Below are 23,852 nucleotides of genomic sequence, written 5' to 3' on the forward strand. Positions count from 1 at the left end.
GAAAAGCAAAAAAATGAAGTTTGAAGGCACGCAACAGTATGTTTCCACCGATGATCTGACCGTGGCGGTCAACGCAGCTATCGCGCTCGAACGCCCTTTGCTGGTCAAGGGGGAACCGGGGACCGGTAAAACCGAACTGGCGATTCAGGTTGCAAAATCACTCGGACTGCCGCTGCTGGAATGGAACATCAAATCCACCACCAAAGCCCAGCAAGGCCTTTATGAATATGATGCCGTCAGCCGCCTGCGCGACAGCCAGCTTGGCGAGGAACGTGTCCATGATGTGAAGAACTACATCAAGAAAGGCAAGCTTTGGGAAGCATTTGAAGCCGGCGACCGTCTGGTACTGCTGATCGATGAAATCGACAAAGCCGATATCGAATTCCCCAACGATCTGTTGCAGGAACTCGACAAGATGGAATTCTACGTCTACGAGACCGGCGAAACGATCAAGGCGAAAAAACGCCCGATTGTGATTATCACTTCGAACAATGAAAAAGAACTGCCTGACGCCTTTCTGCGTCGCTGTTTCTTCCACTATATTCGTTTCCCCGAAATGGAGACTTTGAAGCAAATCGTCGAAGTTCACTTTCCGGGAATCAAACCTGAACTGGTCGCAGAAGCACTGACCCAGTTTTACGACATCCGCGAAACACCGGGTCTGAAGAAAAAGCCGAGCACATCGGAAGTGCTGGACTGGCTGAAACTCCTGCTGGTGGAAGATCTCGACCCTGCTGACATGAAACGGGACGGCAAGGATGCCTTGCCCCGCCTGCACGGTGCGCTGCTGAAAAACGAGCAGGACGTGCATCTTTTCGAGCGGCTCGCCTTTATGGCGCGGGGCAATAGATGACAACGACCGTTCGCTATGTGACACCTGCGGATGAAGCCGACTGGCGCGCCTTGTGGAAGGACTATCTCGCCTTTTACGAAACGAGCCGCGATGAAGACGTCTATGCCGGAACGTGGAAACGCATTCTCGACCCTGATGAAGGCATGTTTTCCATGGTGGCCGAAACACCCGGTCACGGGATCGTGGGCATTGTGAACTTTCTCTACCACAGCCATTTCTGGGGACCGGAAAACCGGATTTATCTAAACGATCTTTATGTTCGTCCTGAAATTCGCGGCACCGGTGCAGGAAAGGCGATGATCGACGCAGTCGTCGCCCATGCAAAGGCACACGATTGCCCGCAGGTCTGGTGGCTGACAGCCGAAGATAATGCTGTGGCGCGAAAGCTTTATGACGGCGTGGCCACACTGGCCCCCTTTGTGAAGTACCAGATATGAACTTCTGGCGCGACGCAGCCTTCGGATTGACGGCAATGACCCTCTCTGCCTGTGCGGGTCCTATGGCGGATGTTGTCAGCAAACGCTCTGATCCGGCGATACAACTGTCGGGTATGAAAACCTTTCAGGCACCGCCCCCTAAATCCGGCGTGGCACGCTCCAATGTAGATGTTTTCGAAGAATTTCTTGATCTGACTTTTGCACTTGAAAGCGGTCAGGATCTCTCGCGGCTGTCCCGCTTTGAAGGGCCGATCACGGTTGCGCTGGTCAACGCGCAGAGCGATGTCGTCGGGCAGGATCTGGACCAGTTGATCAAGCGGCTTCGCACTGAAGCAAGTATCCCGATTTCCCGCGTTCAAACTGCATCTGCGGCAAATATCGTCATCGAAATGGTCTCCAAGCGGCAGTTGCGCCGCGCGGCACCGACTGCGGCCTGCATCGTGGTTCCCCGCATGAGCAGTTGGGCAGAATTCAGGAAGAACCGCTTTAACCGGCGTGCCGACTGGACTTCCTTGGAAGTCCGCAGCAGGGCAGCGGTTTTCATGCCCCGCGATATTTCCCCGCAAGACGCGCGCGATTGCCTGCACGAAGAACTGGCGCAGGCGATCGGACCATTGAACGATCTTTACCGGCTGCCGGATTCTGTTTTTAACGACGATAATTTTCACATCGTTTTAACGCCCTACGACATGATGATCCTGCGTGCCATGTATGCGCCGGAACTCAAATCGGGCATGGCCAAACATGAAGTGGCGGCAGTGCTGCCCCGCATTCTTGCACGGGTAAATCCCGAAGGTGCCGGACTGGCCCCCCGCCAGATTCAGGAAACACCCGGTTCGTGGATGCGCAAGATCGAGCTTGCACTGGGCCCGGACGCCTCTGAAAAGACACGGATTGAAGCGGCATCGGATGCCGTGCGAATTGCACAGCAGTTGGGAATGACAGACCACCGGCTCGGGTTCAGTTATTATGCACGGGCCCGCGTGAACGCCTCGGCCAACGGTGTTGAAGCCGCCGCCGATTACGCCCGTGCCTATGCAAACTTCTCCAAAATCTTCGGCCCATATGATATCCACACGGCTCAAGCCGGATTGCAGATGGCATCGCTTGCCATGTCCAGTGGCGAGTTCCGTCAGGCTTTGCAGTTCATTGAAAGTGGGCTGGTCGCCGCCAAAACCGCGCAGAACGGCCGGCTGATGTTCAGTCTTCTGGCGATGAAATCGGAAATCTATAAACTTGCAGGTCGCACGGAAGAAGCCACCGCCCTGCGCGACGAGGCCATTGCATGGGGCCAGTACGGCATCCATCCGCCAGGCGAGATCAGAAAACGTCTCGAAATCATCGCTAACCTGCCGCCCCGCCTGCCCCAGAAAGAAAGTTAAACAATGTTTACAATTCCAGCCTTCCTGATCGGCGCCATCATCGGGTGGTATCGCGCGCGCAAATTCGGCGGCAAAACCGCGGATAAACTGCAGTACAGCGTCATACACGGCATTATTTTCTTCCTCCTCGCCCTGTTTGCAACGGTCATGGTGGACTGGATGGGGTGGGTGTAAATGTTCTTACGATTCTTCGAAGCCCTGCGCGCTGCAAAAATCCCTGTTTCCCTGCGGGAGTATCTGGCGTTTCTTGAAGCGATGAAAACCGGACTCGTGCTCTATGATGTCGAGGGTTTTTATTTCCTTGCCCGTGCCACGATGGTGAAGGACGAACGGAATCTGGACAAGTTCGATCTGGTTTTCGCAGAAGTTTTCAAGGGTATGGAAAACCTGTCGGTCGATGACATTCTGAACGCGGTTGACGTTCCTGACGACTGGTTGACCAAACTGGCGGAGAAACATCTCAGCCCCGAAGAAATGGCGGAAATCGAAAGTCTTGGCGGGTTCGAAAAGCTGATGGAAACCCTGAAAGAGCGCCTGAAAGAACAGGAAAAGCGTCATCAGGGCGGTAACAAATGGATCGGCACAGCCGGTACATCCCCCTTTGGGGCCTATGGGTACAATCCTGAAGGCGTTCGCATTGGCCAGAAGGAAAGCCGCCACAAAAAGGCGACGAAAGTATGGGACAAGCGTGATTTCAAAAACCTCGACGATTCCGTAGAGCTTGGCACGCGCAACATTAAAGTTGCGTTAAAACGGTTGCGCAAATGGGCCCGTGCCGGCGCGGAAGACGAACTGGACCTGAACGGCACAATCCGCTCCACCGCTGAGAACGGTTATCTCGATGTGATTACCCGTCCCGAACGGCGCAATGCAGTTAAGGTTCTGTTGTTCCTTGATGTCGGTGGTTCAATGGACAGCTATATCAAACTCATCGAAGAACTGTTTTCCGCTGCGAAAACCGAATTCAAACACATGGAATACTTCTATTTTCATAACTGTTTGTACGAAGGTGTGTGGAAGGACAATGCACGGCGCTGGACCGAACAGACCCCCACTTGGGACGTGTTGCGGACTTACGGGTCGGATTACAAATGTATTTTTGTCGGCGACGCCGCAATGAGCCCTTATGAAATCATGTATAAGGGGGGTGCGAACGAGCATTGGAACGAGGAACCGGGAAAAGTCTGGCTCGAACGTGCGCAAGAACAATGGCCCGGATCGGTCTGGATCAATCCTGTGAAAGAGCAATACTGGCAGTACACCCATTCCACCATGATCCTTAAGGAAATCTTTAATGATCGCATGTACCCAATGACCTTGAAGGGCATTGAATCCGCGATGAAGGAACTGGGACGGTAGGACCATATTGTCGGCCAGTCCGGACACATTCGGGTGAGCGGAAAGCCCATCGCTTGACAGACATACGTCGCAGGGTCAGCCTGTTTTCATGATGTTGCGAACCCTGATAAGCGCGTTTTTACTGGCCGGGCCGGTCGCAGCAGATTGCCCTGCCCTGCCGGACCGGGCTGCGGAACGCACGCAGCTTCTGGGGGAACTTGCCGAAGCCGGCACTTTCGAAGAGGCGCGGCAGGCGGCCAACGCGCTCTGGCAGTTCTGGCATATTGCGCCGGATGAAATCTCACAGGAAATGCTCAACACCGGAGTAAATGCGATCCGTTACGGGGATACGCTTCAGGCAGAGGACATCCTGACACGTCTGGTTCGCTATTGCCCGGATTATAGTGAAGGTTTCAACCAACTGGCATTCGCCTATTTCCTGCAAAAACGGGACGTCAAAGCATTGGACCTGTTGACCCGCAGTCTGGAACTGGAACCCGCCCATTTCGGGGCCCTGTCGGGCATAGCGCTGATTCACATCCGCAACGGACGGCCTGCTCTCGGCCAGATTTATCTGCGCCGCGCAGTTGCCCTGCATCCGTGGCTGAACGAACGCGGGCTTTTGGACCAAACCGTCCCCAAAAGGAACGGCGCGAAAGAACTATAGCGCCAAAGTCTTTGGTTTTGCGCTCTACGCATTTTCCAGCGCCCTGATCCGGCGTCCAGCGGCCGCAACTCCACCCTATGTAGCGCTCTTCCGTGAAGATATCGTTAAAGTCGAGCAGTTTCTATTCAACACCGTGAAAACGACTCTAATTTAGTGAGGCTTATCACTCTTTTCCGGTTAAATTCTTGTTCCGTCCCCGTTTCAAACCTAACCTAGGGTCAAGGCCGCAAACAGGAAATTTCGACCTGTTTATTAAGGCCTGGAGGGGGGCATTTGCCTCAAATTATTTAATCGTTTCCCGTCATTTGCTCTGATCGGGAGGCAACACAAATACTCTAACGGGAGAAAAGTAAAATGGCAGACTTTATTGGTACAGAAGAAGACGATGGCTTGGTTGGCGGGCTGTTTTCCGACTTTATTCAAGGTTTGGAGGGGAACGACCTTCTTGCCGGGCTAAACGGAGATGACACACTTGATGCAGGCGCCGGCGATGATGTTGTGATCGGCGGGATCGGTGACGATGTGATGTTTGGCGGTGACGGTAATGACAAGATTGTCATGACAGCCGGTGATGATCAGGTATTTGGCGGTGCCGGTGACGACAAGTACTTTGTAAACGGATTTGCGGGTGACTGGTCGATTGTAACCGACACCTCCGGCATCGACACACTGAATTTCGCAGGCGGCATCACAGGGGCTGACATCGATCTTTCGCCCGGCGCACTTTCCTACGTGGACGACCGCGTAATCGAAATTTCCGGTCTCAAGGATTCTGAACGTCCGCTGGAACTGGTGCTCTTGCAGGATCTATCCGGATCGTTCTCCGATGACCTTTCAACTGTGAACAGCCTTGTGGACGACCTGATCACCTCGGTCAGCGGATTGGCGGATGATGTCCGGCTGGGCTTGACCTCCTTTATCGACAAACCGACGTCTCCTTTCGGATCCTCCGGCGATCACGAGTATAAAACCGAGCTCAGCCTGACCAGCGACACAGACGCGTGGAAAGCAGCTGTAACAGGTCTTTCCACAGGGAGCGGTAATGATGGCCCGGAATCCCAGATGACAGGTCTGTTGCAGGTTGCCTTGCGCACTGCGGAAGTTGGCTGGAGTTCTTCTTCGCTCAAGGTTGTTGTGATGACCACTGATGCGGTTCCGCACTTTGCTGGTGACAATCCGGATACGCCGAACAATGGTGACACGATCCTTGACGGACCGGGCGGTGATGGCACCGGTGAGGATTATCCCACCATTGAAATGGTGAAAGCCGCGCTGCTGGATGCAGGGATCGTTCCGGTATTTGCTGTCACCTCTGGTGTAACATCCGATTATCAGGATCTCGTCGATGCCTTCGGCTTTGGTGCGGTTGTACCGCTGAGCTCTGACAGTTCGGATATTATTGCCGCGTTTGAAGACGGTATTAAAGGTGCCGCCGATACATTGATCGAAAACGCTGTCGGCACAGCTTTTGACGATGATATTTTCGGCAACAGCGCTGACAACATGCTTAAAGGTAAAGCCGGTAAAGATGACATTCGTGGCTTTGGCGGCGACGATTACCTGAAAGGCAACAAAGGCAAGGACAAGCTGGACGGCGGCAAAGGCGATGACATGCTTGATGGTGGCGCCGACAAGGACAAACTTGAAGGCGGCGACGGTGCAGATACCTTTGTCTTTGATGTCTTCCATCCGGATCACGCGCGCGATGTCGTGCAGGATTATGAAGATGGCGTAGATAAAATCATGGTGTTGAATGACACGATGTTGACCTTCGCTGACATCGAAGTAACCCAAGTTGGGGGCAAGACAATCCTGTCCCACGACGGCGATGCGTTTGCCTTGCTGAAATCCACCCACGCCAGCGATATTGATGCATCAGACTTCGTCTTTGACATTGCCTGATTGCTGACACTGTCTGGAATGACATAACCTAAACACGCTGCCCCTGTCTGCGCTCGCGGACAGGGGCAGTTTTTCGTTTTTCAAAGGTGCAACAGGGAATTTTTTCCCGTTACTTCAAATCCTTTTTGCAAAGGGCTGGTCTTCCCCGGTGGAGTTCCCATATCCTAACATATGCTTAAACTGACCCCGATCCTCCTCGCCCTGCTGTACGGATTTGTTTACTACAGATTTTCTATCTGGCGCACACAATCCGAGCTGGACGCCAAGTCTACAGAACTGGCCGACCCGGTGCTGCGCAAACTTTGCGCCCGAATGGCAGATTCTCTGGATCTGGCGCAGGTGAAAGTTCATATCTACGAGATCGAGCCGGTAAACGGACTGGCTGCGCCGGATGGGCGTATTTTCATCACACGCGGTTTCTACCGGAAGTATCAGAACGGAGAAGTCAGCGCCGAGGAAATCGCCAGTGTCATTGCGCACGAACTCGGGCATGTGGCACTTGGCCATTCGCGGCGGCGGATGATCGATTTTTCGGGACAGAACGCAATTCGTGTTGCGCTTGGCATGGTGTTGGGCCGGCTCATTCCGGGGTTGGGTGTCTTGCTGGCAGGGATGCTGTCCGGGCTCCTCGCGGCGCGTTTATCGCGACAGGACGAATATGAAGCGGATGCATATGCGGCAGCACTTTTAACCAAGTCCGGAATCGGCATCGCTGCGCAAAAATCCCTGTTTACCAAACTGGATGCGCTTGCAGGCAACAGCGGCCAACCGCTTGCGTGGTTGATGAGCCATCCCAAAACATCCGAACGTATTGCGGCGATCGAAAAACTGGAAAGCCGCTGGCAGTAACCTTCAGCTGTTTACCATTATTTTACACTCCCGTCCCTATTCTGCCCTGAAAACAAGGTCGCAGCAGAAAAGGGTGAAAAATGTTGAAACGGTTGCACTATGAGAGCCGGATCGCGGGGCGGTTCGGGCCGCTGGCCCTTCTGACGCTGCAAAAAAAATGTGTCCGGCGCAATATCGAGGCAGGTATCACAAGCTATTTGTATATCGGCAAGCAGCGGATCTTTCAGATACTGGAGGGAGAGACCGGCGATGTCGATGCCACAATGGAACGGATTGTCCGGCACAGAATGCACAAGGAAATCAAGATCCGTGCGGTCATGCGGTGTTCCAAGCGGAAGTTTTCAAATTGGCCTTTTGGCGTAACCACACGCCATGACCCTGATTTCAAACGGGTGATGAACGCCGGAATGCAACCGGATTTCTTCAAACTGGATGTGTTACAAGCGGAACGCTTTTTAGGGATTATTGCTTCCCGCAAAAGACGCGCTGTCCGCCCGGAAGAGTTCGAGACGACAGCGAAGCGGTTCAGCGCCCCCTCTCCTATATTGAATCCCGCAAACAACGCAGGCATTCAAAATTCAGGCACGATCCACATTCCGGGCCTGCAACAGGAAAAAACCGCCAGAGCATAAACACTTATCGTGCCACGCAAGGCCTGTACGGCCGCGCCCCTCTCTCAAATTGCATATCCACACAACGATCCAACCACAGATTGATTGACAGAATTCCCAAATCGCAGCACTGTTTAACTTTATTTCAAGTCGACCATTTGCGGTCAAATTTAGTTCAATAAGTTTAAAGGGGAAATATTATGGGCTCTGCCTTTAAGGACGTTGCGTTCGAATTTCTGGTGAATACCTACACAGATGACACGCAGGAAGATCCGAGCATAGACGCAAATCCAAAGACCGGCGGGTTTCAGGTGGTCTGGGAAAGTGAAGGACAGGACGGGAGCGGACTTGGCGTTTACGCACAAAACTTCCATGCCGGTGGAAACACACTCGGCTCCGAATTCCGGATAAATACGGTCACGGAGGGCGATCAGGAGAACGTCGACGTGGCGTTCAATGAAGACGGTAACGGATCATGGGTCTGGCAAACCGACAATATCTGGTTTGTCACCGTAAATCGGGATGAAACACCGATTTCCGGCGGCATTGCAGAGAATATCCGCACCCGTTCCAAGACCTTCGGATTCGAGAGCGAGGACGGCTTCTACTACAACGAAGACCGCGTTCGTTACGGACGGTTCGATCCCGATCAGGAAGGTCAGGAAGGATTGGAGCCACGGGTAATCTCTGTTGGCGGCGACCAGTTCATCACCGTCTACCGCGTTAATGAAACCTTCCGTAATTTTTCGGGGCTGGATGTAAGCGAATATACTGCCTACATCCCATCTGTTGTGCCGAATAATGGCCAGTGGTCTTTGCGCACGGTAAAAGATGATGTGTTTCCAAGGGCGCACACTTCTTTCGGTGATGTGGCGCAGGTAGATGATGACACTGTTGTTGTGGCATCCTCCATGCATTCCGACCTTGTCGGACTGGACGGTGTGATCCAGTTCCAGTTCATGGGACGCAACGATACACAGGGGCTTCCCCTGTCGCTGGAAGAACGTTTTGTACTGGAAGAAACCTCCGGCCTGAACGGGACCGCACTGAAGCCACGGATTGTCGTTCTCTCTGATGGGGGAATTGCGGTTACATGGATTGAACAGGACGAAAGCAGCGAGAATGAAGCGGACTGGCATTTTGACGTTTTCTTTCAGGTCTTTAACGCCGATGGTACCCCCCGTGGGGGCCGCATTGCAGCCCATGGAGACAGCAAGACCGACCAGACAGAGCAAGAGATCACTGCGCTGAAAGACGGTGGGTTTGTCATTACATGGACGGATGAGGGCGGCGACGGCAAAGGGGATGCTGTCAAAATGGCCCGCTTTGATTCAAAAGGCATTCGCCTTGGTGACATTGAAACCGTGAACGAGACCACCAAAGGCGACCAGCGGGATTCGGCGATTACCACGCTTAAAAACGGAAATGTGGCGCTGGTTTGGGAATCCGAAACCGGCGACGGAGACGGGACCGGCGTGTTCGGCAAAATCTTCAAGACCGTTAACTATGCCAATTCCACAGCACAAACACTCACAGGGACGGACGACGGGGAAAAGATTTCCTCGGGCGGCAAGAATGATGAAGTGTTCGGTGAAGGCGGCGACGATCAGTTGTTAGGCGGCGGCGGCGCGGACAGCCTTTATGGCGGTGACGACAATGACACGCTCAAAGGTGGCGGCGGTGCCGATAAACTTTATGGCGACGACGGCGACGACGCATTGGTCGGTCAGGGTGGCAACGACAAAATGTTCGGCGGCGACGGGAATGACAACCTCAAGGGCAATGGTGGCAAGGATGCGTTGAACGGCGACGGTGGAGATGACCGTCTTGACGGTGGTGGCGGCAATGACGTGCTGAAAGGCGGCAACGAAAATGACTCCCTGTTTGGCGGAGGCGGAAACGACCTGCTGAACGGCGGTAAAGGCAATGACGTTATGAAAGGCGGCGGCGGCAAGGATACCTTTGTCTTTGCCAGTGACAGAGACACCATCAAGGATTTCGAGGATGACAAAGACATCGTCGAGTTCTCCAAATCCCTTGTCAAAGGTGGCCTGACCATCCGTGATCTTTCCAAAATGGTCGACGAGCGCAAGGACGCGCTGATTTTCGATTTCGGGAGCGGAGACCGTTTGGTTGTGGAAGGGATCGGCAGCTTCTCCGATTTCCGCGATGATATCGAAATAGCCTGACACCGCAAAACTGCTACGATCAAAATCTTAACGCGCCCGCAATCCGGGCGCGTTTTTTACTTTTCACGGGATGAAACTTGCGTATAAAGGCAGCATGATTACGCAGACACATATCCCTAATATTGCCACCGCTTTTGGTGCGACTGCTGCTGCGCTTCTACTACTTAGCCGCCTCTGAGCGTGTCGGGGTCCGGCGCGTGCGCTCAGGGGAGAGTGAAATCCGCGCTGGAATGAACCCGAAAAGCTAAGTAAAATTAAAGAGATACAGAAATGACCGATACAGCGAAACAAGACCGCGTCTTGATTTTTGACACCACGTTGCGTGACGGTGAACAATCCCCCGGCGCTACGATGAGCCATGACGAAAAGCTGGAAATTGCCCAATTGCTCGACGAAATGGGCGTAGACATTATTGAAGCCGGTTTTCCGATTGCCAGTGAAGGCGATTTCAAAGCAGTCAGCGAAATCGCCGCCCGTTCCCAAAACGCCGTGATCTGCGGTCTGTCCCGCGCAGACACCCGCGACATTGACCGGTGCTGGGAAGCGGTCAAACACGCAAAACAGCCCCGTATCCACACTTTCATCGGCACCTCCCCTTTGCACCGCGCCATTCCGAACCTCAATCAGGATGAAATGGTAGAGCGGATCCACCAGACCGTGACCCATGCGCGCAACCTGTGTGACAATATCCAGTGGTCCCCGATGGATGCGACCCGCACGGAAGATGACTATCTCTGCCGCGTCGTCGAAGTTGCGATCAAAGCGGGTGCAACCACGATCAACATTCCCGATACAGTGGGCTATACCGCGCCACGGGAAAGCGCCGAACTGATCCGTATGTTGCTGGAAAAGGTGCCCGGTGCAGACGACATCATCTTTGCCACCCACTGCCATAACGATCTGGGCATGGCGACTGCGAACTCTCTGGCTGCGGTAGAGGCTGGTGCCCGCCAGATCGAATGTACCATCAACGGATTGGGCGAACGGGCCGGCAATACTGCACTTGAAGAAGTGGTCATGGCGTTGAAAGTCCGCAACGACATCATGCCGTTCCGTACCGATATCGACACCACCAAGATCATGAACATCAGCCGCCGTGTCGCCACCGTCAGCGGTTTTCAGGTGCAATACAACAAGGCCATCGTCGGCAAGAACGCTTTCGCCCATGAAAGCGGCATCCACCAGGACGGTATGTTGAAGAACGCCGAAACGTTTGAGATCATGCGTCCCGAAGACGTGGGTCTGTCCGAAACAAATATCGTGATGGGCAAACATTCGGGTCGTGCTGCACTGCGCTCCAAACTCAAAGACCTCGGGTATGAATTGGGCGACAACCAGTTGAAAGACGTGTTCGTCCGGTTCAAGGCTCTGGCTGACCGCAAGAAGGAAGTCTATGACGACGACCTGCTCGCGCTGATGAATGACGAAGGCACCAATGCCGCCAATGATCGCGTACAGGTGAAATCCCTGCGGGTTGTCTGTGGCACCGAAGGGCCGCAGCAGGCAGACCTGACGCTGACAATCGACGGGGTGGATCACAGCGTTTCTGCCACAGGGGACGGACCGGTTGACGCCTCCTTCAACGCCGTCAAACAGCTGTTCCCGCACAGCGCCAAGCTGCAACTCTACAACGTACATGCTGTGACAGAGGGGACTGATGCGCAGGCAACTGTTTCTGTTCGCATGGAAGAAGCCGGCAAGATTGTCGTGGGTCAATCCGCTGATACCGACACTGTCGTGGCCAGCGCACGGGCCTATGTCAACGCTTTGAACAAACTGCTGGTACGTCGTGAAAAAACTGCTCCGGCGGCGACAGCCTGATTCTTGGAAAAACAACGGGCGAGTTGCAAAAATTTGCCCGTTGTTCGTTATGTGCAAGTATTAAGTGAAAGAATGGGCAAGTCCCCCCTATTCTTGGCGCGATAACGCCTATTTTTCTCCAGCCCCACCTTTACCCCGCGCGGCAGACCTCGCTATAAACAGGCCTTCTGCACCGTGTTTTTCCACGGTACCAATTCGTGCAAGCAAAGGCGGCAACGCATGTATGGAAAACTCCAGGGTTTATTTTCCGTTGATATGGCAATCGATTTGGGAACAGCGAATACGCTGGTCTATGTCAAAGGTAAGGGCATCGTTCTGAACGAACCTTCAGTTGTCGCCTATCACATCAAGGACGGCGTCAAACGGGTTCTGGCCGTTGGGGAAGATGCCAAGCTGATGCTGGGCCGCACGCCGGGTTCGATCGAGGCGATCCGTCCGATGCGCGACGGTGTGATCGCTGATTTTGACGTGGCCGAAGAGATGATCAAACACTTCATCCGTAAGGTGCACAAACGCTCTACCCTGACCAAGCCGCGCGTGATTGTTTGTGTTCCCTTCGGTGCAACGCCAGTTGAAAAACGCGCAATCCGTCAGTCGGTTCTTTCTGCCGGTGCCCGCAAGGCCGGACTGATCGCAGAACCGATTGCCGCCGCTATCGGGGCCGGTATGCCAATCACCGACCCGACCGGCAGTATGGTTGTGGATATCGGTGGCGGTACCACCGAGGTTGCGGTTCTGTCGCTTGGTGACATCGTTTACGCCCGTTCCGTGCGCGTCGGCGGGGACCGGATGGACGAAGCCATCATCAGTTATCTGCGCCGCCAGCAGAACCTGTTGATCGGGGAAAGCACCGCAGAGCGGATCAAGACCACCATCGGCACCGCCCGCATGCCCGAAGACGGGCGCGGTACATCGTTGGAAATTCGCGGGCGCGACCTGTTGAACGGTGTGCCCAAGGAAACCGAGATTACGCAGGCACAGGTTGCCGATGCCCTGGCCGAACCGGTGCAGCAGATTTGCGAAGCCGTGATGACGGCGTTGGAAAGCACCCCGCCCGATCTGGCCGCAGATATTGTAGACCGTGGCGTGATGCTGACCGGTGGCGGTGCGCTGCTGGGGGAACTGGATCTTGCCTTGCGCGAACAGACAGGACTGGCGATCTCTGTCGCTGACGAGAGCCTGAACTGTGTGGCTCTTGGTACCGGCAAATCGCTGGAATATGAAAAACAACTGCTTCATGTTATTGATTTCGACAGTTAATGCCTGTGACGGATGTAAATGGCACATCAAAATGACAGCGAGGTCTATTTTCGCCGCGTCGTAAGGCGCGTGCTGATCTCTGTCCTTCTGGTTTTTCTGGTCGCGATTTTTCTGATCTGGCGTATCGACAATCCCCGCGCCGAACGGTTCCGCATGGCGATGATTGATCGGGTGGTGCCAAATCTGGAATGGGTGTTCGCCCCTGTCGCCCATATGTCCAACATGGTCTCCGACTTTCAGGCATATTCGCGCATTTACCAGCAAAATCAGGAACTTCGCCGCGAATTACAACAGATGAAAGCCTGGAAAGAGGCCGCCATCCAGTTGGAACAGAAAAACGCAAAACTGCTGGATCTCAACAACGTCAAACTAAACCCCAAACTGACCTACACCACAGGCGTAGTGCTGACTGACAGCGGCAGCCCATTCCGCCAGAGTGCACTCATCAACATCGGGCGGCATGACGGGGTTGTGGACGGCTGGGCCGCGATGGACGGTCTGGGGCTTGTCGGGCGGATTTCTGGTGTGGGTAAAAACTCTTCCCGCGTATTGTTCCTGACTGACAGTTCCAGCCGCATTCCGGTAGAGGTCACACCTTCGGGCCAGAAGGCTATCCTTGCAGGAGACAACACCCCTCTGCCGCCGCTTGAGTTCATCGACGGGGTCGATCAGGTCCGTGCGGGTGACAGGGTTGTGACGACCGGAGATGGAGGCGTCTTCCCACCCGGTCTGCTGGCAGGAACCGTGTTCCTAAGCGGTGACGGGCGACTGCGGGTGAAGCTGGCGGCGGATTACCGCCGTCTCGAATTCCTGCGGGTGATCCGCCATCTGCCCGCGGCACCGATCTCTGAACCAGGCCGTCTTGTCGGCCCAACCCTGCCCGGGCAGGTGAATGCAGGCAACGATGGATGACGTCTCGCTGGTTCAGCTATACGCGCGCCGTGCACTGTATCTCGGGGTTGGTTTCGCCATTATCCTGTGGTCCATCGTCCCCTTCGATCTGAGCGCGGGCGACCTGCCCGGCCCTGACATTATCTATTGCATCACAATGGCTTACGTCGTGCGCAAACCTGAATGGGCCCCCGTGTGGGCCATATTTCTGGTCTTCTTCTTCCGTGACATACTAACCCTTGCCCCCCTTGGTCTGTTCACGCTTTTGACTGTGCTCGGTTCCGAAGTTGTGCGCTCTAATATTCAGGCATTCCGCGAATACAGTTTCGGGCTGGAATGGCTCTGGATCGGGACAATTTTTGTGATCATCACCATCCTGCAACAGATTATCCTTCTTTTAACCCTGACCCATACACCAAGATTTGTAGAGCAACTTTATCTAATGGTTTTCACCATCGCGCTCTATCCTGTTATTGTAGGTGTCATGAAATTCGGTTTCGGCTTCCAGCGTCCCCGTCCCGGAGAGCTGGATGCTTGGGGGAAAAGACTATGAAACGTCCAGTAAAACCCGGTCGTTTACGCCAGATGCTGACCCGCCGCACGATCCTGCTCGCAGGGTTGCAGGCGGGCATTATCGGTACGCTTGGGGTTCAGATGCGCCGGATCGCGGTAGAGCAGAACCAGTCCTTCCGCCTTCTCGCCGAAGAGAACCGCGTCAACATCCGCCTTATCCCCCCTGTTCGGGGTCTGGTGTTCGATCGCTTGGGCAAACCCCTTGCCTATAATGAACCCAACTACAAAATCGATATGGTGCGCGAACAGTCCGGAGATCCGGAGACTGTTTTGCGCCGCCTCGCTACCATCATCCCGATCAGCGAGGAAGATATCACCAGCGCGCTGCAGGAAATGAGCAAGCGGCGCGGCTTTGTGCCAGTGACTGTGGCAGAGGATCTTGACTGGGAACACATCGCCGCTGTCAGCGCGAACGCCCCGGCCTTGCCCGGCATCACGCCGGAACTGGGCCACTACAGGATCTATCCGCAAGCTGATGATTTTGCACATATTCTCGGCTTCGTGGGGCCAGTTTCCGACTACGATCTCAGCCAGACAGATGACGATGACCCCCTGCTGCTGATCCCCCGTTTCCAGATCGGTAAGAACGGTATCGAGCGGCGCATCGAAAAACCCTTACGGGGCAAATCCGGCGTGAAGCGGATTGAAGTGAACTCTATCGGGCGTGTGATGCGTGTTCTGGGCCGCGAGGAAAGCCAGCCCGGTGCAAATGTACAGCTGACCATCGACAACCGGCTGCAACGTTACACAATGGAACGGCTTGGCAAGGAAAGCGCTGCGGCCGTCGTGATGGATGTGCGCAACGGTGATATCGTCGCGATGGCCTCCGCACCGAGCTTTGACCCCAACAAATTTGTACGCGGAATTTCCACAACCGACTGGAATGCGCTCAACACCGATATTTACAAGCCAATGCTGAACAAGGCTGTAACGGGCACTTACCCCCCCGGCTCTACCTTCAAAATGGTCACAGCCCTCGCCGCACTCAAAGGCGGATTTGTGAAGCCCGACGACAAAGTCTATTGCGGCGGTTTTCTGGAACTACACAACCGCCGGTTCCACTGCTGGCGGCGCGGCGGGCACGGCAAGGTAAACCTGCACGACAGTCTTAAGGAATCCTGCGACGTCTACTATTACGAAATCAGTCAGGAGGTCGGGATCGAAAATATCTCGGCGATGGCCAAGGAACTGGGAATTGGTGTAGAGCACGAACTGGAACTGCCCGCCGTACGCGAAGGACTGGCACCCACAAAAGACTGGAAGAAACGCCGCAGGGATGCGGATTGGGTGATCGGTGACACGCTGAACGCATCGATCGGACAGGGATTTGTGCTTGCCTCCCCCATGCAGCTTGCCGTGATGACAGCGCGCATCGCCTCGGGCACCAAAATCTCTCCACGACTGGTCAACGCAATCGACAACAGGCCCCACCCCGTCAAGGGACGCGAACCTCTGGACATTGATCCGGCCCATCTCAACGCGGTCCGCAAAGGCATGTACGGCGTTGTGAACGAGCGCGGCGGCACGGCAGGCGGGTCCCGCATCCGTAAGGAAGGCTGGGATATGGCGGGGAAAACCGGCACCAGCCAGGTCCGCTTTATCACCAAGGAAGAACGCGCCCGCGGTGTCATCCGGAACAGCGATCTGCCGTGGGAACGGCGCGATCATGCGTTGTTTGTGGCCTATGCCCCTGCCGACAATCCGCGTTTTTCAATTTCTGTTGTAGTAGAACACGGCGGCGGCGGTTCGGCAGTTGCCGCCCCGATCGCACGGGATATCATGCTCGAAGCTCTCGAACTCTCCGAGGATATGGACTACCGCTCGTTGCCCACGGATGTGCGCGCCGGACGGGAAAGGCCTGACGACAAAGCATGAGCTATCTCGAACAGAATATCCGCACGATCCCCACCGGCCTGTCCAAAGTGCTCTACTTTAACTGGCCGCTTGCCCTGTTGCTGACAGCCGTGGCCTGTACCGGTTTTCTGATGCTCTATTCCGTGTCTGGCGGGGATATCGAACGCTGGGCCCAACCCCAGATTATCCGCTTTGCGCTCGGAATGGGGGTCATGATCTTCATGGCCTTCATCCCGATCAATTTCTGGCGCGAAATCAGTGCTTTCGCCTACATCTTCGGGATCGCTTTGCTGGTTGCAGTCCCCTACATCGGGGAAACCCGTGGCGGGGCGCAGCGCTGGATCGACTTGAAGTTCATGACATTGCAACCGTCCGAACTGATGAAAGTGGCTGTGGTGATGGTGCTCGCGCTCTATTACGACTGGCTAGACGAGCGACGGGTTTCCCGCCCCTTCTGGGTCGCCCTGCCGATCCTGCTGATCCTGCTTCCGACCTTTCTGGTGCTCGGCCAGCCCGACCTTGGCACAGCACTGCTGATCATGGCCGGCGGCGCGATTGTCATGTTCATTGCCGGTGTCAGCTTCTGGTATTTTGGTATTGCAATCCTGTCCATCGTGCTGCTGGTCACGGGTGTTTTTGCCTCCAAAGATACCGAATACCAGATGCTGAAAGACTATCAGTACAAACGGATTGAAACCTTCCTTGACCCTTCCTCCGATCCCCTCGGCTCGGGCTATCACATTACCCAGTCGAAAATTGCATTGGGGTCCGGCGGGCTGACCGGACGCGGGTTTATGCAAGGAACGCAGCAAAGGCTGAACTTCCTGCCGGAAAAACACACTGACTTCATCTTCACCACCTTGGGAGAGGAATTCGGGTTCGTCGGCGGCATCGTCTTGCTCGCACTTTACGGGTTGATCCTGATTTTCTGTTATGTCTCGGCCCTGTCGAACAGGGACAGGTTCGGTTCACTGGTGACAATCGGGGTTGGCACCACCTTCTTCTTCTATTTCGCCGTGAATATGTCCATGGTTATGGGGCTTGCCCCCGTGGTGGGCGTTCCACTCCCGTTGGTCAGTTACGGGGGATCGGCCATGATGGTCTTGCTGATCGCTTTCGGACTGGTACAAAGCGCACATGTCCACCGACCAAGATAAGGCCCTCTCATGATCAACGTTCTCTTTTCGGCACGTGCCGCACAATGGCCCGTGTACCGCACCCCGCTGGAATCCGCTTTTGCCAGAAAAGGGTTGGATGTTAAACTGATAGATCACACAGATGCCCCTGAAACGATTGACTATCTGGTCTATGCTCCGGCACGTGATGATGACGATCTTAGCGTCTATACAAATCTGAAACTGATCCAGAGCCTCTGGGCCGGGCCTGACAGGTTGCTTAAAAACGAAACCCTTACTCAGCCGATGGCCCGTATGGTCGATCCGGGAATGACACAGGGCATGGTAGACTACGTCTTCGGCCATATCATGCGTCACCATCTGGAAGTGGACCGTTTCGCCAATGCCAAACCGGGAGAATGGCTGATGGATTGGGCCCCGCCCCTGCCCGCGGACCGCACGGTCGCTATCCTTGGCATTGGTGCACTTGGTATGGCCTGTGCCAGAGTGGCCCACGACTACGGCTTTAAAGTGATCGGCTGGAGCCGGACACAAAAAGAAGGGGCACCTTTTACTTGTTATGCGGGCGAGGACGGGCTCAAAAACACCCTTGCCGAAGCGGATATCATCGTCACACTCTTGCCCAACACCCCCGCAACCGAGGGGCTGATCAATGCAGACACAATTGCGCAGATGAAGGACGGAGCAGCGATAATCAATCCCGGCCGTGGCCAGTTGATCAACGACGATGCACTGCTTGCAGCGCTAGACAAAGGCAAGATTTCAGGGGCCACGCTGGATGTGTTCCATACCGAACCCCTGCCAGAGCAACACCCTTACTGGCACCATCCGAACGTTCTCGTCACACCCCATGTGGCTTCGGAAACCCGTGCCGTAACCGCAGCCGATGTGGTCGCAGAAAACATCGCGCGGGTCGAGCAGGGTCAGGAAGCGCTTTACCTGATCGACCCTGCGCTCAAATACTAGGGCAGAGTCGGGGGCATTCTGCCCCCGCACCCCCTGAGGATATTTTCCAGAAAAGAGCGCTTTCAATGTTCCCGAAATACTCCCGCCGGAGGCTCCTGCTCTATCGCAGGATCGGTGGTTTATCAGGGTTAGAACCGGGCGCTTCGATCGTTCGGGTTTTGGGCTGTTCCGGCTCCGGCAAATCAAACCGCAGACCGTGTTTGGCAAGAGCGCCGCTGAGCGGGTTTTGCGCACTCAGGAACACAACATCAAGCGATCCGGCTTCGATCCCTGAAAAGGTCAGCGCCTCGGAAATGGCAGCAGCAATCGCGCTTTGCGCTTCGGGGATGGCGTCTATGAACGCCATCACATGGCTGCGCGGACGGTTTTCATATTCGATCTGCGCAAGATAGGCGAATTTGGCCAGTCCGGCCATTGTCGCCAGTTTGGTATCAAGCGCTGTAACAAGTGTTTCCGGCAGTGTGCCGGGCGGAAAGATGGCACTTGGTGTTGCCTCTTGCGCTTCCGGCGCGGTACCGAGCGTTTCGTTCAGCCAGTCCACTGCAGTATCGGGCAGAAGCATCGAAGAAGGTGCAACGGCAAGGTTCACCCCGAGCCCTATACCCTGCCCTGCCAGCAAGGCTGCGATCTGGCGGCCCGCCATAGCCAGAAACGGTGTTACGGATTGGGTGAATTCCCCCATTCGGTCTTCACTGTCAAACACCAATGCATATCGCGCGCCCTCGACTTCGAAAACTGCGGGCGTGACGCGATCGTCCACAGGTTCGGTTTCCAGCACGAGAAACAATTCGCTGTCGGCAACACGTTCGTAAAAGGCCATGCGTTTTGCTGTATCATCCGGCGCAGCTTCCATAGCAGCATGGGCGGTATCAAGAAGGGTCATAAAAGCTCCGTTACGCGGTGGCGCAAGTGTGGGATTAGGTCGGTTTCAAACCAGGGGTTCTTTTTAAGCCAACTGGTATTGCGCCAGCTCGGATGAGGCAACGGGATAATGTACGGATCGTATTTCTGCCAGTTCGCAACCGTTTCCGACATGGATTTTGCGCCCAAATGCCACTTTTGTGCATACCCACCGACAAGCAGGGTAAGGCGCACCTGCGGCATCAAGGCCAGCGTATCCGCCCGCCAGTGGTCTGCGCAGATTTTCGGCGGCGGCAGGTCGGAACCCTTGGCATCATATCCGGGAAAGCAGAAAGCCATAGGAAAGATCGCAACCTTGTCCTGATCGTAGAATGTGGCGCTGTCCACCCCCATCCACTGGCGCAAGCGGTCGCCGGAGGCATCGGTAAATGGACGGCCCGAAGCATGAACCCGCGCGCCCGGCGCCTGTCCCACAACCATAATTCGTGCGGTTTGCGACAACCAGACCACGGGGCGCGGCCTGTGGGCGGTCTTAGTGACCGCAAACCGCTCTGCACACAGGCGGCAGGCGCGAATATTGCGGATATGGTCCGTAAAAGTATGCATCCCAGGCCATGTATCAGGGTTTTGACGAGAGGCAAAGGTAAGGTGTTTCCAGTACATTTCCAGATTTATCGAAATGTTTCTTGATTAATTTCCATAAATCTAGAAATATAGCGATATGACACATGGAATCGAAAAAGACATTAGTATCGAAGATGCGGCGCAGGCTTTCGCAGCACTTGGATCGGAACAGCGCCTTGGCGTATTGCAAACACTCGTTCGTGCCGGCCCCAACGGGCTTTCGATGGGGGAATTGGGCAAACGCACCGGCGTTCCGGGATCAACCCTGAACCACCATCTGCGGTTTCTTGTGCACGCGGGGCTGGTGGAACAGGCCAAACAGGGGCGCAGCGTAATCTGTTCGTCTGTAGCTTATGACATGACCCGCTCTCTTTCGAATTTCATTCTGAAAAACTGCTGTGCGGATGCAAATCACCCGGATGCACATGACCAGCACCTAGAGGACCGTTGATATGACCGAGTCGACCACAAATCCTGATTTCTGGCAGCGCTACAAGCCGGATAACGCCTGGATTGCAATTGCTATCATCTTTCTGGCGGTGGCGGTGATGGTGCCCCGCGACCTGCTTGGTGTTGGGCAGGATACCCTGTCTTCTGTACTGGGCACCGCCCCGTTTATTTTGTTCGCAGTATTTATGGTAGCCTACCTCAAAGCCACAGGGGCCGAGGGCATCGTTGCTGAAGCCTTCAAAGGAAGCCCTGCACGTATGGTGGTTCTGGCCGCACTCGTGGGCGGGATTGCTCCGTTCTGTTCGTGTGAGGTTATTCCCTTCGTGGCGGCCCTTCTGGCAATGGGCGTGCCTTTGGCCGCGGTAATGGCTTTCTGGCTGTCCTCGCCGATCATGGACCCGCCGATGTTCATCATTACCAGTGCTGCACTGGGGGTGGATTTTGCCATCGCCAAAACAATTGCGGCCGTTTGCTTTGGCCTGTTCGGGGGATTTGTTGTGATGGCATTCAGCCGCACTGCTCTCTTCACCGATCCCTTGCGCCCCGACGCCCAAGGGGGCGGTTGCGGATGCGGCGCAAATCCGTTCACAGGCAAACCGGTCTGGGGTTTCTGGCAGGATTCCGAACGTCTGAACCAGTTTAAAACCACCGCGACCCATAACCTTGTGTTTCTGCTAAAGTGGTTGACGCTCGCCTATACGGTAGAGGCTGTTATGGTCCGTTATGTGCCAGCTGAATGGATTGCCAATATCCTTGGCGGCGACGGGTTTGGGCCTACCCTGCTTGGTGCACTGGTGGGTGGGCCTGCCTATCTCAACGGGTATGCCGCTGCTCCGCTGGTCGGTGGTCTGATCGACCAAGGCATGAGCCAGGGCGCTGCTATGAGCTTCATGATGGCCGGATCAGTCAGTTGCATTCCAGCCGCTATCGCGGTCTGGGCGATTGTGAAGCCTCGGGTGTTTACGGCCTACATCGCGTTTGGTTTCACCGGTTCTTTGATGGCAGGACTTCTCTGGTCCGCCTGGACCTGATTAGAAAACGGGGCGGATTGATCCGCCCCGTTTCCATTTAACTTATATGCTGTTGCGCTTCAGAGGAAGTTCACCAGCAAAGCTGCCGCCAGCAGCACCGCCACCCACAACACCATTGACCCTGTCGGCCAAACGCGTGCGATACGCCCTTCCGGTCCGTGGGTTTTGTAAAGGCCGGTCGCTACATCGGTTAACTGACGCAGCGCAAAACGGGTCACGCCGGTCCACATCCGTCCGATCATCAGTGCGGCGTAACCGATCACCGCCGGTGCCATGCGGCGATAGCTCCAGTCGGTATCGAGATACACACTCCGCGTCATGGACGGATAGAGCCCTGATTTAACCAGAAGTACGTAGGACAGAAGCGCGAAAAACAACAACTGGAACTGGGTCACAATATGGGTCAGCGTGTAAGGCGCGTAATCCACAGCGAAGGGCAGCAGATCATAGAGCATCGTAGGGAAAATCCCGAGCGCGATACAAAGGGCAGCAGTCATCCCCATCGCCAGCAACATCTGCACAGGCGCTTCTTTCGGGCGCAAACCGCTATCGCGACCAAAGAAGACATTGTGCAGGATCTTCAGACCGGAGTGGTGCAAAGTCACCGCCGAGGCAAACAACAGCACCCCCCAGATGATGTAATATCCCTTGTAGGCCGCAGCCGAGAGGATCAGCGATTTGGAGATGAAACCGGAAAGCCACGGGAATGCGGCGATCGACATGGCGCCGATAGCGCAGAAAATTAACGTCAGCGGCATGGTTTTGTGCAGTCCGCCAAGTTCAGACGCTTTGGCGGTTCCGGTCCGGTACAGCACGGCCCCGACGCCCATGAACAGCAGCGCCTTGTATAGAATACCCGCAAAAGCGTGGGCTACAGTGCCGTTCAAAGACAGCTCTGTCCCGATGCCGACACCTACCACCATAAAGCCAAGCTGGATGTTCAAGGAATAGGCCAGCACGCGGCGCAGATCGTTTTCAAGTATGGCGTAGAGCGTCGGCAGCAGGGTCATGACCGCACCTACATAGATCAGCAGTTCCGTGCCCGGAAATCCCCGCGCCAGTGCATATATGGCCAGTTTTGTGGTGAAGGCCGACAGGATAACCGTGCCTGTTACAGTAGCCGCAGGATAGGCATCGCTCAGCCAGTTCCCCATCAGAGGGAAAGCCGCTTTTATCCCGAAAGACCCGAGGAGAAGCCATGTGCCCAGACTACCAGGATTCATTGCTTCAAAGGTGAAGGAACCGGTTTCTTGCCAGATCAGTACGGTACCGGCCAGTAGCATCACACCTGATGAAACCTGAATGATCAGATAGCGCATCCCCGTTGCAAGCGCCCCTTCTGTTCGGCGCGCCCAGATCAGAAAGACCGAAGTAATCGCCGTGCCTTCCCAGAACAGGAACAACGCGATCAGATCACCGGCAAAGACCGCGCCGATGGCGGAACCGGAATAGGCCAGAGCGGCCACCTGCTGCACTGTATCTTTCACGTGCAGTGCATACAGATTTGCCAGAAAGGCCGCGACGCAGAAAATGATCGCAAAGATGCGGGACAGACGGTCCACCCGCATCAATTCCAGTTCAACGTTCAATAGTTGGGCGGAGAACAGATTGCCCTCAGGCAGGTTCCAGATCAGATATAGCGCAACCAACGGCACCGCCAGAAGCACCCCTGCCCGCAAGGCCCCTTTGGGCAGCAGCGCCAGAAGGGCAGCACCGGCGAAGAACAGAAAAGCAATAGGGAAGGCTTCAACCATTGTGGCGCTCCTCGTCCTGTTCGTCTTGAGGGTAGGATTCGCCATCTACATCGTTCGGGGCGTAGTAAGTTTCGGGCCGACGGACCCACCCTCCGCAGAATTTGGCAAGCAGTACAGCCCCGGCTGTCATCAATATTCCGTACAACGCGTAAAAACCGGGGATGTTCTCAACCGAGACGTAGGTATGTTTGTGATAGAAAAAATCCGCAAGAAACAGGACCGCACACAGGACAACCAAGGTGTAAAACAGTGTCTTGGCCATTTTCGGATCGGCCAGCGCTGTGAACATGCGGCCTAAGGCAGGATAGCCTGCAACATCATCCGCCCTGTTGTGGGACATTTGGCCTGTCCCGTCGCGTGCAACGTGCGGGGACGCAGGTTCGGTTTGCTTTTGATCAGACAT

23 protein-coding genes are annotated in these 23,852 nt (G+C 55.1%); 19 read left to right on the plus strand and 4 right to left on the minus strand.

The window, feature by feature from the left end:
* The first annotated feature begins 13 nt into the window (after positions 1 to 13).
* From C0U40_RS06770 to C0U40_RS06845, 17 genes are all read left to right on the plus strand, one after another.
* Positions 14 to 853, plus strand: coding sequence for an AAA family ATPase (locus C0U40_RS06770; protein WP_101655013.1), 840 nt, complete (start codon positions 14 to 16; stop codon positions 851 to 853).
* Positions 850 to 1,290 carry a GNAT family N-acetyltransferase gene (locus C0U40_RS06775; RefSeq protein ID WP_101655014.1) on the plus strand — a complete coding sequence of 147 codons (441 nt, stop codon included), beginning with the start codon at positions 850 to 852 and terminating at the stop codon, positions 1,288 to 1,290. The genes C0U40_RS06770 and C0U40_RS06775 overlap by 4 nt, the downstream gene beginning before the upstream one ends.
* Entirely contained in the window at positions 1,287 to 2,672 is a 1,386-nt protein-coding gene (locus C0U40_RS06780; protein ID WP_101655015.1) for a DUF2927 domain-containing protein, read from the plus strand. Before C0U40_RS06775 ends, C0U40_RS06780 begins: the two co-directional genes overlap by 4 nt.
* A gap of 3 nt (positions 2,673 to 2,675) precedes the next feature.
* Positions 2,676 to 2,846: a hypothetical protein gene (locus C0U40_RS20180; protein WP_180957645.1), complete on the plus strand. Its 171-nt coding sequence runs from the start codon at positions 2,676 to 2,678 to the stop codon at positions 2,844 to 2,846.
* Entirely contained in the window at positions 2,847 to 4,031 is a 1,185-nt protein-coding gene (locus tag C0U40_RS06785; RefSeq protein ID WP_101655016.1) for a vWA domain-containing protein, read from the plus strand.
* A gap of 88 nt (positions 4,032 to 4,119) precedes the next feature.
* Entirely contained in the window at positions 4,120 to 4,677 is a 558-nt protein-coding gene (locus C0U40_RS06790; RefSeq protein ID WP_101655017.1) for a hypothetical protein, read from the plus strand.
* Between the two features lie 354 nt (positions 4,678 to 5,031).
* Positions 5,032 to 6,579, plus strand: coding sequence for a M10 family metallopeptidase C-terminal domain-containing protein (locus C0U40_RS06795; RefSeq protein WP_101655018.1), 1,548 nt, complete (start codon positions 5,032 to 5,034; stop codon positions 6,577 to 6,579).
* A gap of 171 nt (positions 6,580 to 6,750) precedes the next feature.
* Positions 6,751 to 7,428 carry a M48 family metalloprotease gene (locus C0U40_RS06800; protein ID WP_101655019.1) on the plus strand — a complete coding sequence of 226 codons (678 nt, stop codon included), beginning with the start codon at positions 6,751 to 6,753 and terminating at the stop codon, positions 7,426 to 7,428.
* Positions 7,429 to 7,508: 80 nt separating this feature from the next.
* Positions 7,509 to 8,060: a BLUF domain-containing protein gene (locus tag C0U40_RS06805; RefSeq protein WP_101655020.1), complete on the plus strand. Its 552-nt coding sequence runs from the start codon at positions 7,509 to 7,511 to the stop codon at positions 8,058 to 8,060.
* A gap of 179 nt (positions 8,061 to 8,239) precedes the next feature.
* Positions 8,240 to 10,228: a calcium-binding protein gene (locus tag C0U40_RS20080; RefSeq protein WP_145991902.1), complete on the plus strand. Its 1,989-nt coding sequence runs from the start codon at positions 8,240 to 8,242 to the stop codon at positions 10,226 to 10,228.
* A gap of 270 nt (positions 10,229 to 10,498) precedes the next feature.
* Positions 10,499 to 12,049, plus strand: coding sequence for a 2-isopropylmalate synthase (locus C0U40_RS06815; protein ID WP_101655021.1), 1,551 nt, complete (start codon positions 10,499 to 10,501; stop codon positions 12,047 to 12,049).
* 219 nt (positions 12,050 to 12,268) lie between these two features.
* A complete protein-coding gene (locus C0U40_RS06820; protein WP_069299694.1) occupies positions 12,269 to 13,309 on the plus strand; it encodes a rod shape-determining protein in 1,041 nt (346 codons plus the stop codon).
* Between the two features lie 18 nt (positions 13,310 to 13,327).
* Entirely contained in the window at positions 13,328 to 14,221 is an 894-nt protein-coding gene (gene mreC / locus C0U40_RS06825) for a rod shape-determining protein MreC (RefSeq protein WP_101655022.1), read from the plus strand.
* Entirely contained in the window at positions 14,202 to 14,753 is a 552-nt protein-coding gene (locus C0U40_RS06830; RefSeq protein WP_145991903.1) for a hypothetical protein, read from the plus strand. Before mreC ends, C0U40_RS06830 begins: the two co-directional genes overlap by 20 nt.
* On the plus strand, positions 14,750 to 16,648 hold the full coding sequence (gene mrdA / locus C0U40_RS06835; protein WP_101655024.1) for a penicillin-binding protein 2: 1,899 nt from the start codon (positions 14,750 to 14,752) through the stop codon (positions 16,646 to 16,648). Before C0U40_RS06830 ends, mrdA begins: the two co-directional genes overlap by 4 nt.
* The gene (rodA, locus tag C0U40_RS06840; protein WP_101655025.1) at positions 16,645 to 17,784 is read left to right on the plus strand and encodes a rod shape-determining protein RodA; all 1,140 of its coding nucleotides are present in this window, start codon (positions 16,645 to 16,647) and stop codon (positions 17,782 to 17,784) included. The genes mrdA and rodA overlap by 4 nt, the downstream gene beginning before the upstream one ends.
* Before the next feature lie 9 nt (positions 17,785 to 17,793).
* Positions 17,794 to 18,729 carry a 2-hydroxyacid dehydrogenase gene (locus tag C0U40_RS06845; protein WP_101655026.1) on the plus strand — a complete coding sequence of 312 codons (936 nt, stop codon included), beginning with the start codon at positions 17,794 to 17,796 and terminating at the stop codon, positions 18,727 to 18,729.
* A 100-nt stretch (positions 18,730 to 18,829) separates the two neighbouring features.
* Here the strand turns inward: C0U40_RS06845 and C0U40_RS06850 are convergent, their stop codons facing one another.
* On the minus strand, positions 18,830 to 19,612 hold the full coding sequence (locus C0U40_RS06850; protein ID WP_101655027.1) for an SseB family protein: 783 nt from the start codon (positions 19,610 to 19,612) through the stop codon (positions 18,830 to 18,832).
* Positions 19,609 to 20,196, minus strand: coding sequence for a uracil-DNA glycosylase family protein (locus C0U40_RS06855; protein ID WP_101655414.1), 588 nt, complete (start codon positions 20,194 to 20,196; stop codon positions 19,609 to 19,611). The genes C0U40_RS06850 and C0U40_RS06855 overlap by 4 nt, the downstream gene beginning before the upstream one ends.
* Positions 20,197 to 20,311: 115 nt before the next feature.
* Between C0U40_RS06855 and C0U40_RS06860 the strand changes: the two genes are divergently transcribed.
* Both C0U40_RS06860 and C0U40_RS06865 read left to right on the plus strand, forming a co-directional pair.
* Positions 20,312 to 20,665, plus strand: a complete 354-nt coding sequence (locus C0U40_RS06860; RefSeq protein ID WP_101655028.1) for an ArsR/SmtB family transcription factor — start codon at positions 20,312 to 20,314, stop codon at positions 20,663 to 20,665.
* Position 20,666: 1 nt separating this feature from the next.
* Positions 20,667 to 21,695: a permease gene (locus C0U40_RS06865; RefSeq protein WP_101655029.1), complete on the plus strand. Its 1,029-nt coding sequence runs from the start codon at positions 20,667 to 20,669 to the stop codon at positions 21,693 to 21,695.
* Between the two features lie 59 nt (positions 21,696 to 21,754).
* Here the strand turns inward: C0U40_RS06865 and C0U40_RS06870 are convergent, their stop codons facing one another.
* Positions 21,755 to 23,449, minus strand: a complete 1,695-nt coding sequence (locus tag C0U40_RS06870; protein WP_101655030.1) for a Na(+)/H(+) antiporter subunit D — start codon at positions 23,447 to 23,449, stop codon at positions 21,755 to 21,757.
* A complete protein-coding gene (locus tag C0U40_RS06875) occupies positions 23,442 to 23,852 on the minus strand; it encodes a hypothetical protein (protein WP_101655031.1) in 411 nt (136 codons plus the stop codon). The genes C0U40_RS06870 and C0U40_RS06875 overlap by 8 nt, the downstream gene beginning before the upstream one ends.

The organism is Neptunicoccus cionae, from assembly GCF_002860325.1.
In the GTDB taxonomy this organism is placed as follows: Bacteria; Pseudomonadota; Alphaproteobacteria; order Rhodobacterales; family Rhodobacteraceae; genus Amylibacter; species Amylibacter lutimaris.

What these genes read in the sequence shown, in the direction of transcription:
- C0U40_RS06770 (WP_101655013.1), top strand. Translation starts at nt 14, where the DNA reads ATGAAGTTTGAAGGCACGCAACAGTATGTTTCCACCGATGATCTGACC.
- C0U40_RS06775 (WP_101655014.1), top strand. Translation starts at nt 850, where the DNA reads ATGACAACGACCGTTCGCTATGTGACACCTGCGGATGAAGCCGACTGG.
- C0U40_RS06780 (WP_101655015.1), top strand. Translation starts at nt 1,287, where the DNA reads ATGAACTTCTGGCGCGACGCAGCCTTCGGATTGACGGCAATGACCCTC.
- C0U40_RS20180 (WP_180957645.1), top strand. Translation starts at nt 2,676, where the DNA reads ATGTTTACAATTCCAGCCTTCCTGATCGGCGCCATCATCGGGTGGTAT.
- C0U40_RS06785 (WP_101655016.1), top strand. Translation starts at nt 2,847, where the DNA reads ATGTTCTTACGATTCTTCGAAGCCCTGCGCGCTGCAAAAATCCCTGTT.
- C0U40_RS06790 (WP_101655017.1), top strand. Translation starts at nt 4,120, where the DNA reads ATGATGTTGCGAACCCTGATAAGCGCGTTTTTACTGGCCGGGCCGGTC.
- C0U40_RS06795 (WP_101655018.1), top strand. Translation starts at nt 5,032, where the DNA reads ATGGCAGACTTTATTGGTACAGAAGAAGACGATGGCTTGGTTGGCGGG.
- C0U40_RS06800 (WP_101655019.1), top strand. Translation starts at nt 6,751, where the DNA reads ATGCTTAAACTGACCCCGATCCTCCTCGCCCTGCTGTACGGATTTGTT.
- C0U40_RS06805 (WP_101655020.1), top strand. Translation starts at nt 7,509, where the DNA reads ATGTTGAAACGGTTGCACTATGAGAGCCGGATCGCGGGGCGGTTCGGG.
- C0U40_RS20080 (WP_145991902.1), top strand. Translation starts at nt 8,240, where the DNA reads ATGGGCTCTGCCTTTAAGGACGTTGCGTTCGAATTTCTGGTGAATACC.
- C0U40_RS06815 (WP_101655021.1), top strand. Translation starts at nt 10,499, where the DNA reads ATGACCGATACAGCGAAACAAGACCGCGTCTTGATTTTTGACACCACG.
- C0U40_RS06820 (WP_069299694.1), top strand. Translation starts at nt 12,269, where the DNA reads ATGTATGGAAAACTCCAGGGTTTATTTTCCGTTGATATGGCAATCGAT.
- mreC (WP_101655022.1), top strand. Translation starts at nt 13,328, where the DNA reads ATGGCACATCAAAATGACAGCGAGGTCTATTTTCGCCGCGTCGTAAGG.
- C0U40_RS06830 (WP_145991903.1), top strand. Translation starts at nt 14,202, where the DNA reads ATGCAGGCAACGATGGATGACGTCTCGCTGGTTCAGCTATACGCGCGC.
- mrdA (WP_101655024.1), top strand. Translation starts at nt 14,750, where the DNA reads ATGAAACGTCCAGTAAAACCCGGTCGTTTACGCCAGATGCTGACCCGC.
- rodA (WP_101655025.1), top strand. Translation starts at nt 16,645, where the DNA reads ATGAGCTATCTCGAACAGAATATCCGCACGATCCCCACCGGCCTGTCC.
- C0U40_RS06845 (WP_101655026.1), top strand. Translation starts at nt 17,794, where the DNA reads ATGATCAACGTTCTCTTTTCGGCACGTGCCGCACAATGGCCCGTGTAC.
- C0U40_RS06850 (WP_101655027.1), bottom strand. Translation starts at nt 19,612, where the DNA reads ATGACCCTTCTTGATACCGCCCATGCTGCTATGGAAGCTGCGCCGGAT.
- C0U40_RS06855 (WP_101655414.1), bottom strand. Translation starts at nt 20,196, where the DNA reads ATGCATACTTTTACGGACCATATCCGCAATATTCGCGCCTGCCGCCTG.
- C0U40_RS06860 (WP_101655028.1), top strand. Translation starts at nt 20,312, where the DNA reads ATGACACATGGAATCGAAAAAGACATTAGTATCGAAGATGCGGCGCAG.
- C0U40_RS06865 (WP_101655029.1), top strand. Translation starts at nt 20,667, where the DNA reads ATGACCGAGTCGACCACAAATCCTGATTTCTGGCAGCGCTACAAGCCG.
- C0U40_RS06870 (WP_101655030.1), bottom strand. Translation starts at nt 23,449, where the DNA reads ATGGTTGAAGCCTTCCCTATTGCTTTTCTGTTCTTCGCCGGTGCTGCC.
- C0U40_RS06875 (WP_101655031.1), bottom strand. Translation starts at nt 23,852, where the DNA reads ATGTCTGATCAAAAGCAAACCGAACCTGCGTCCCCGCACGTTGCACGC.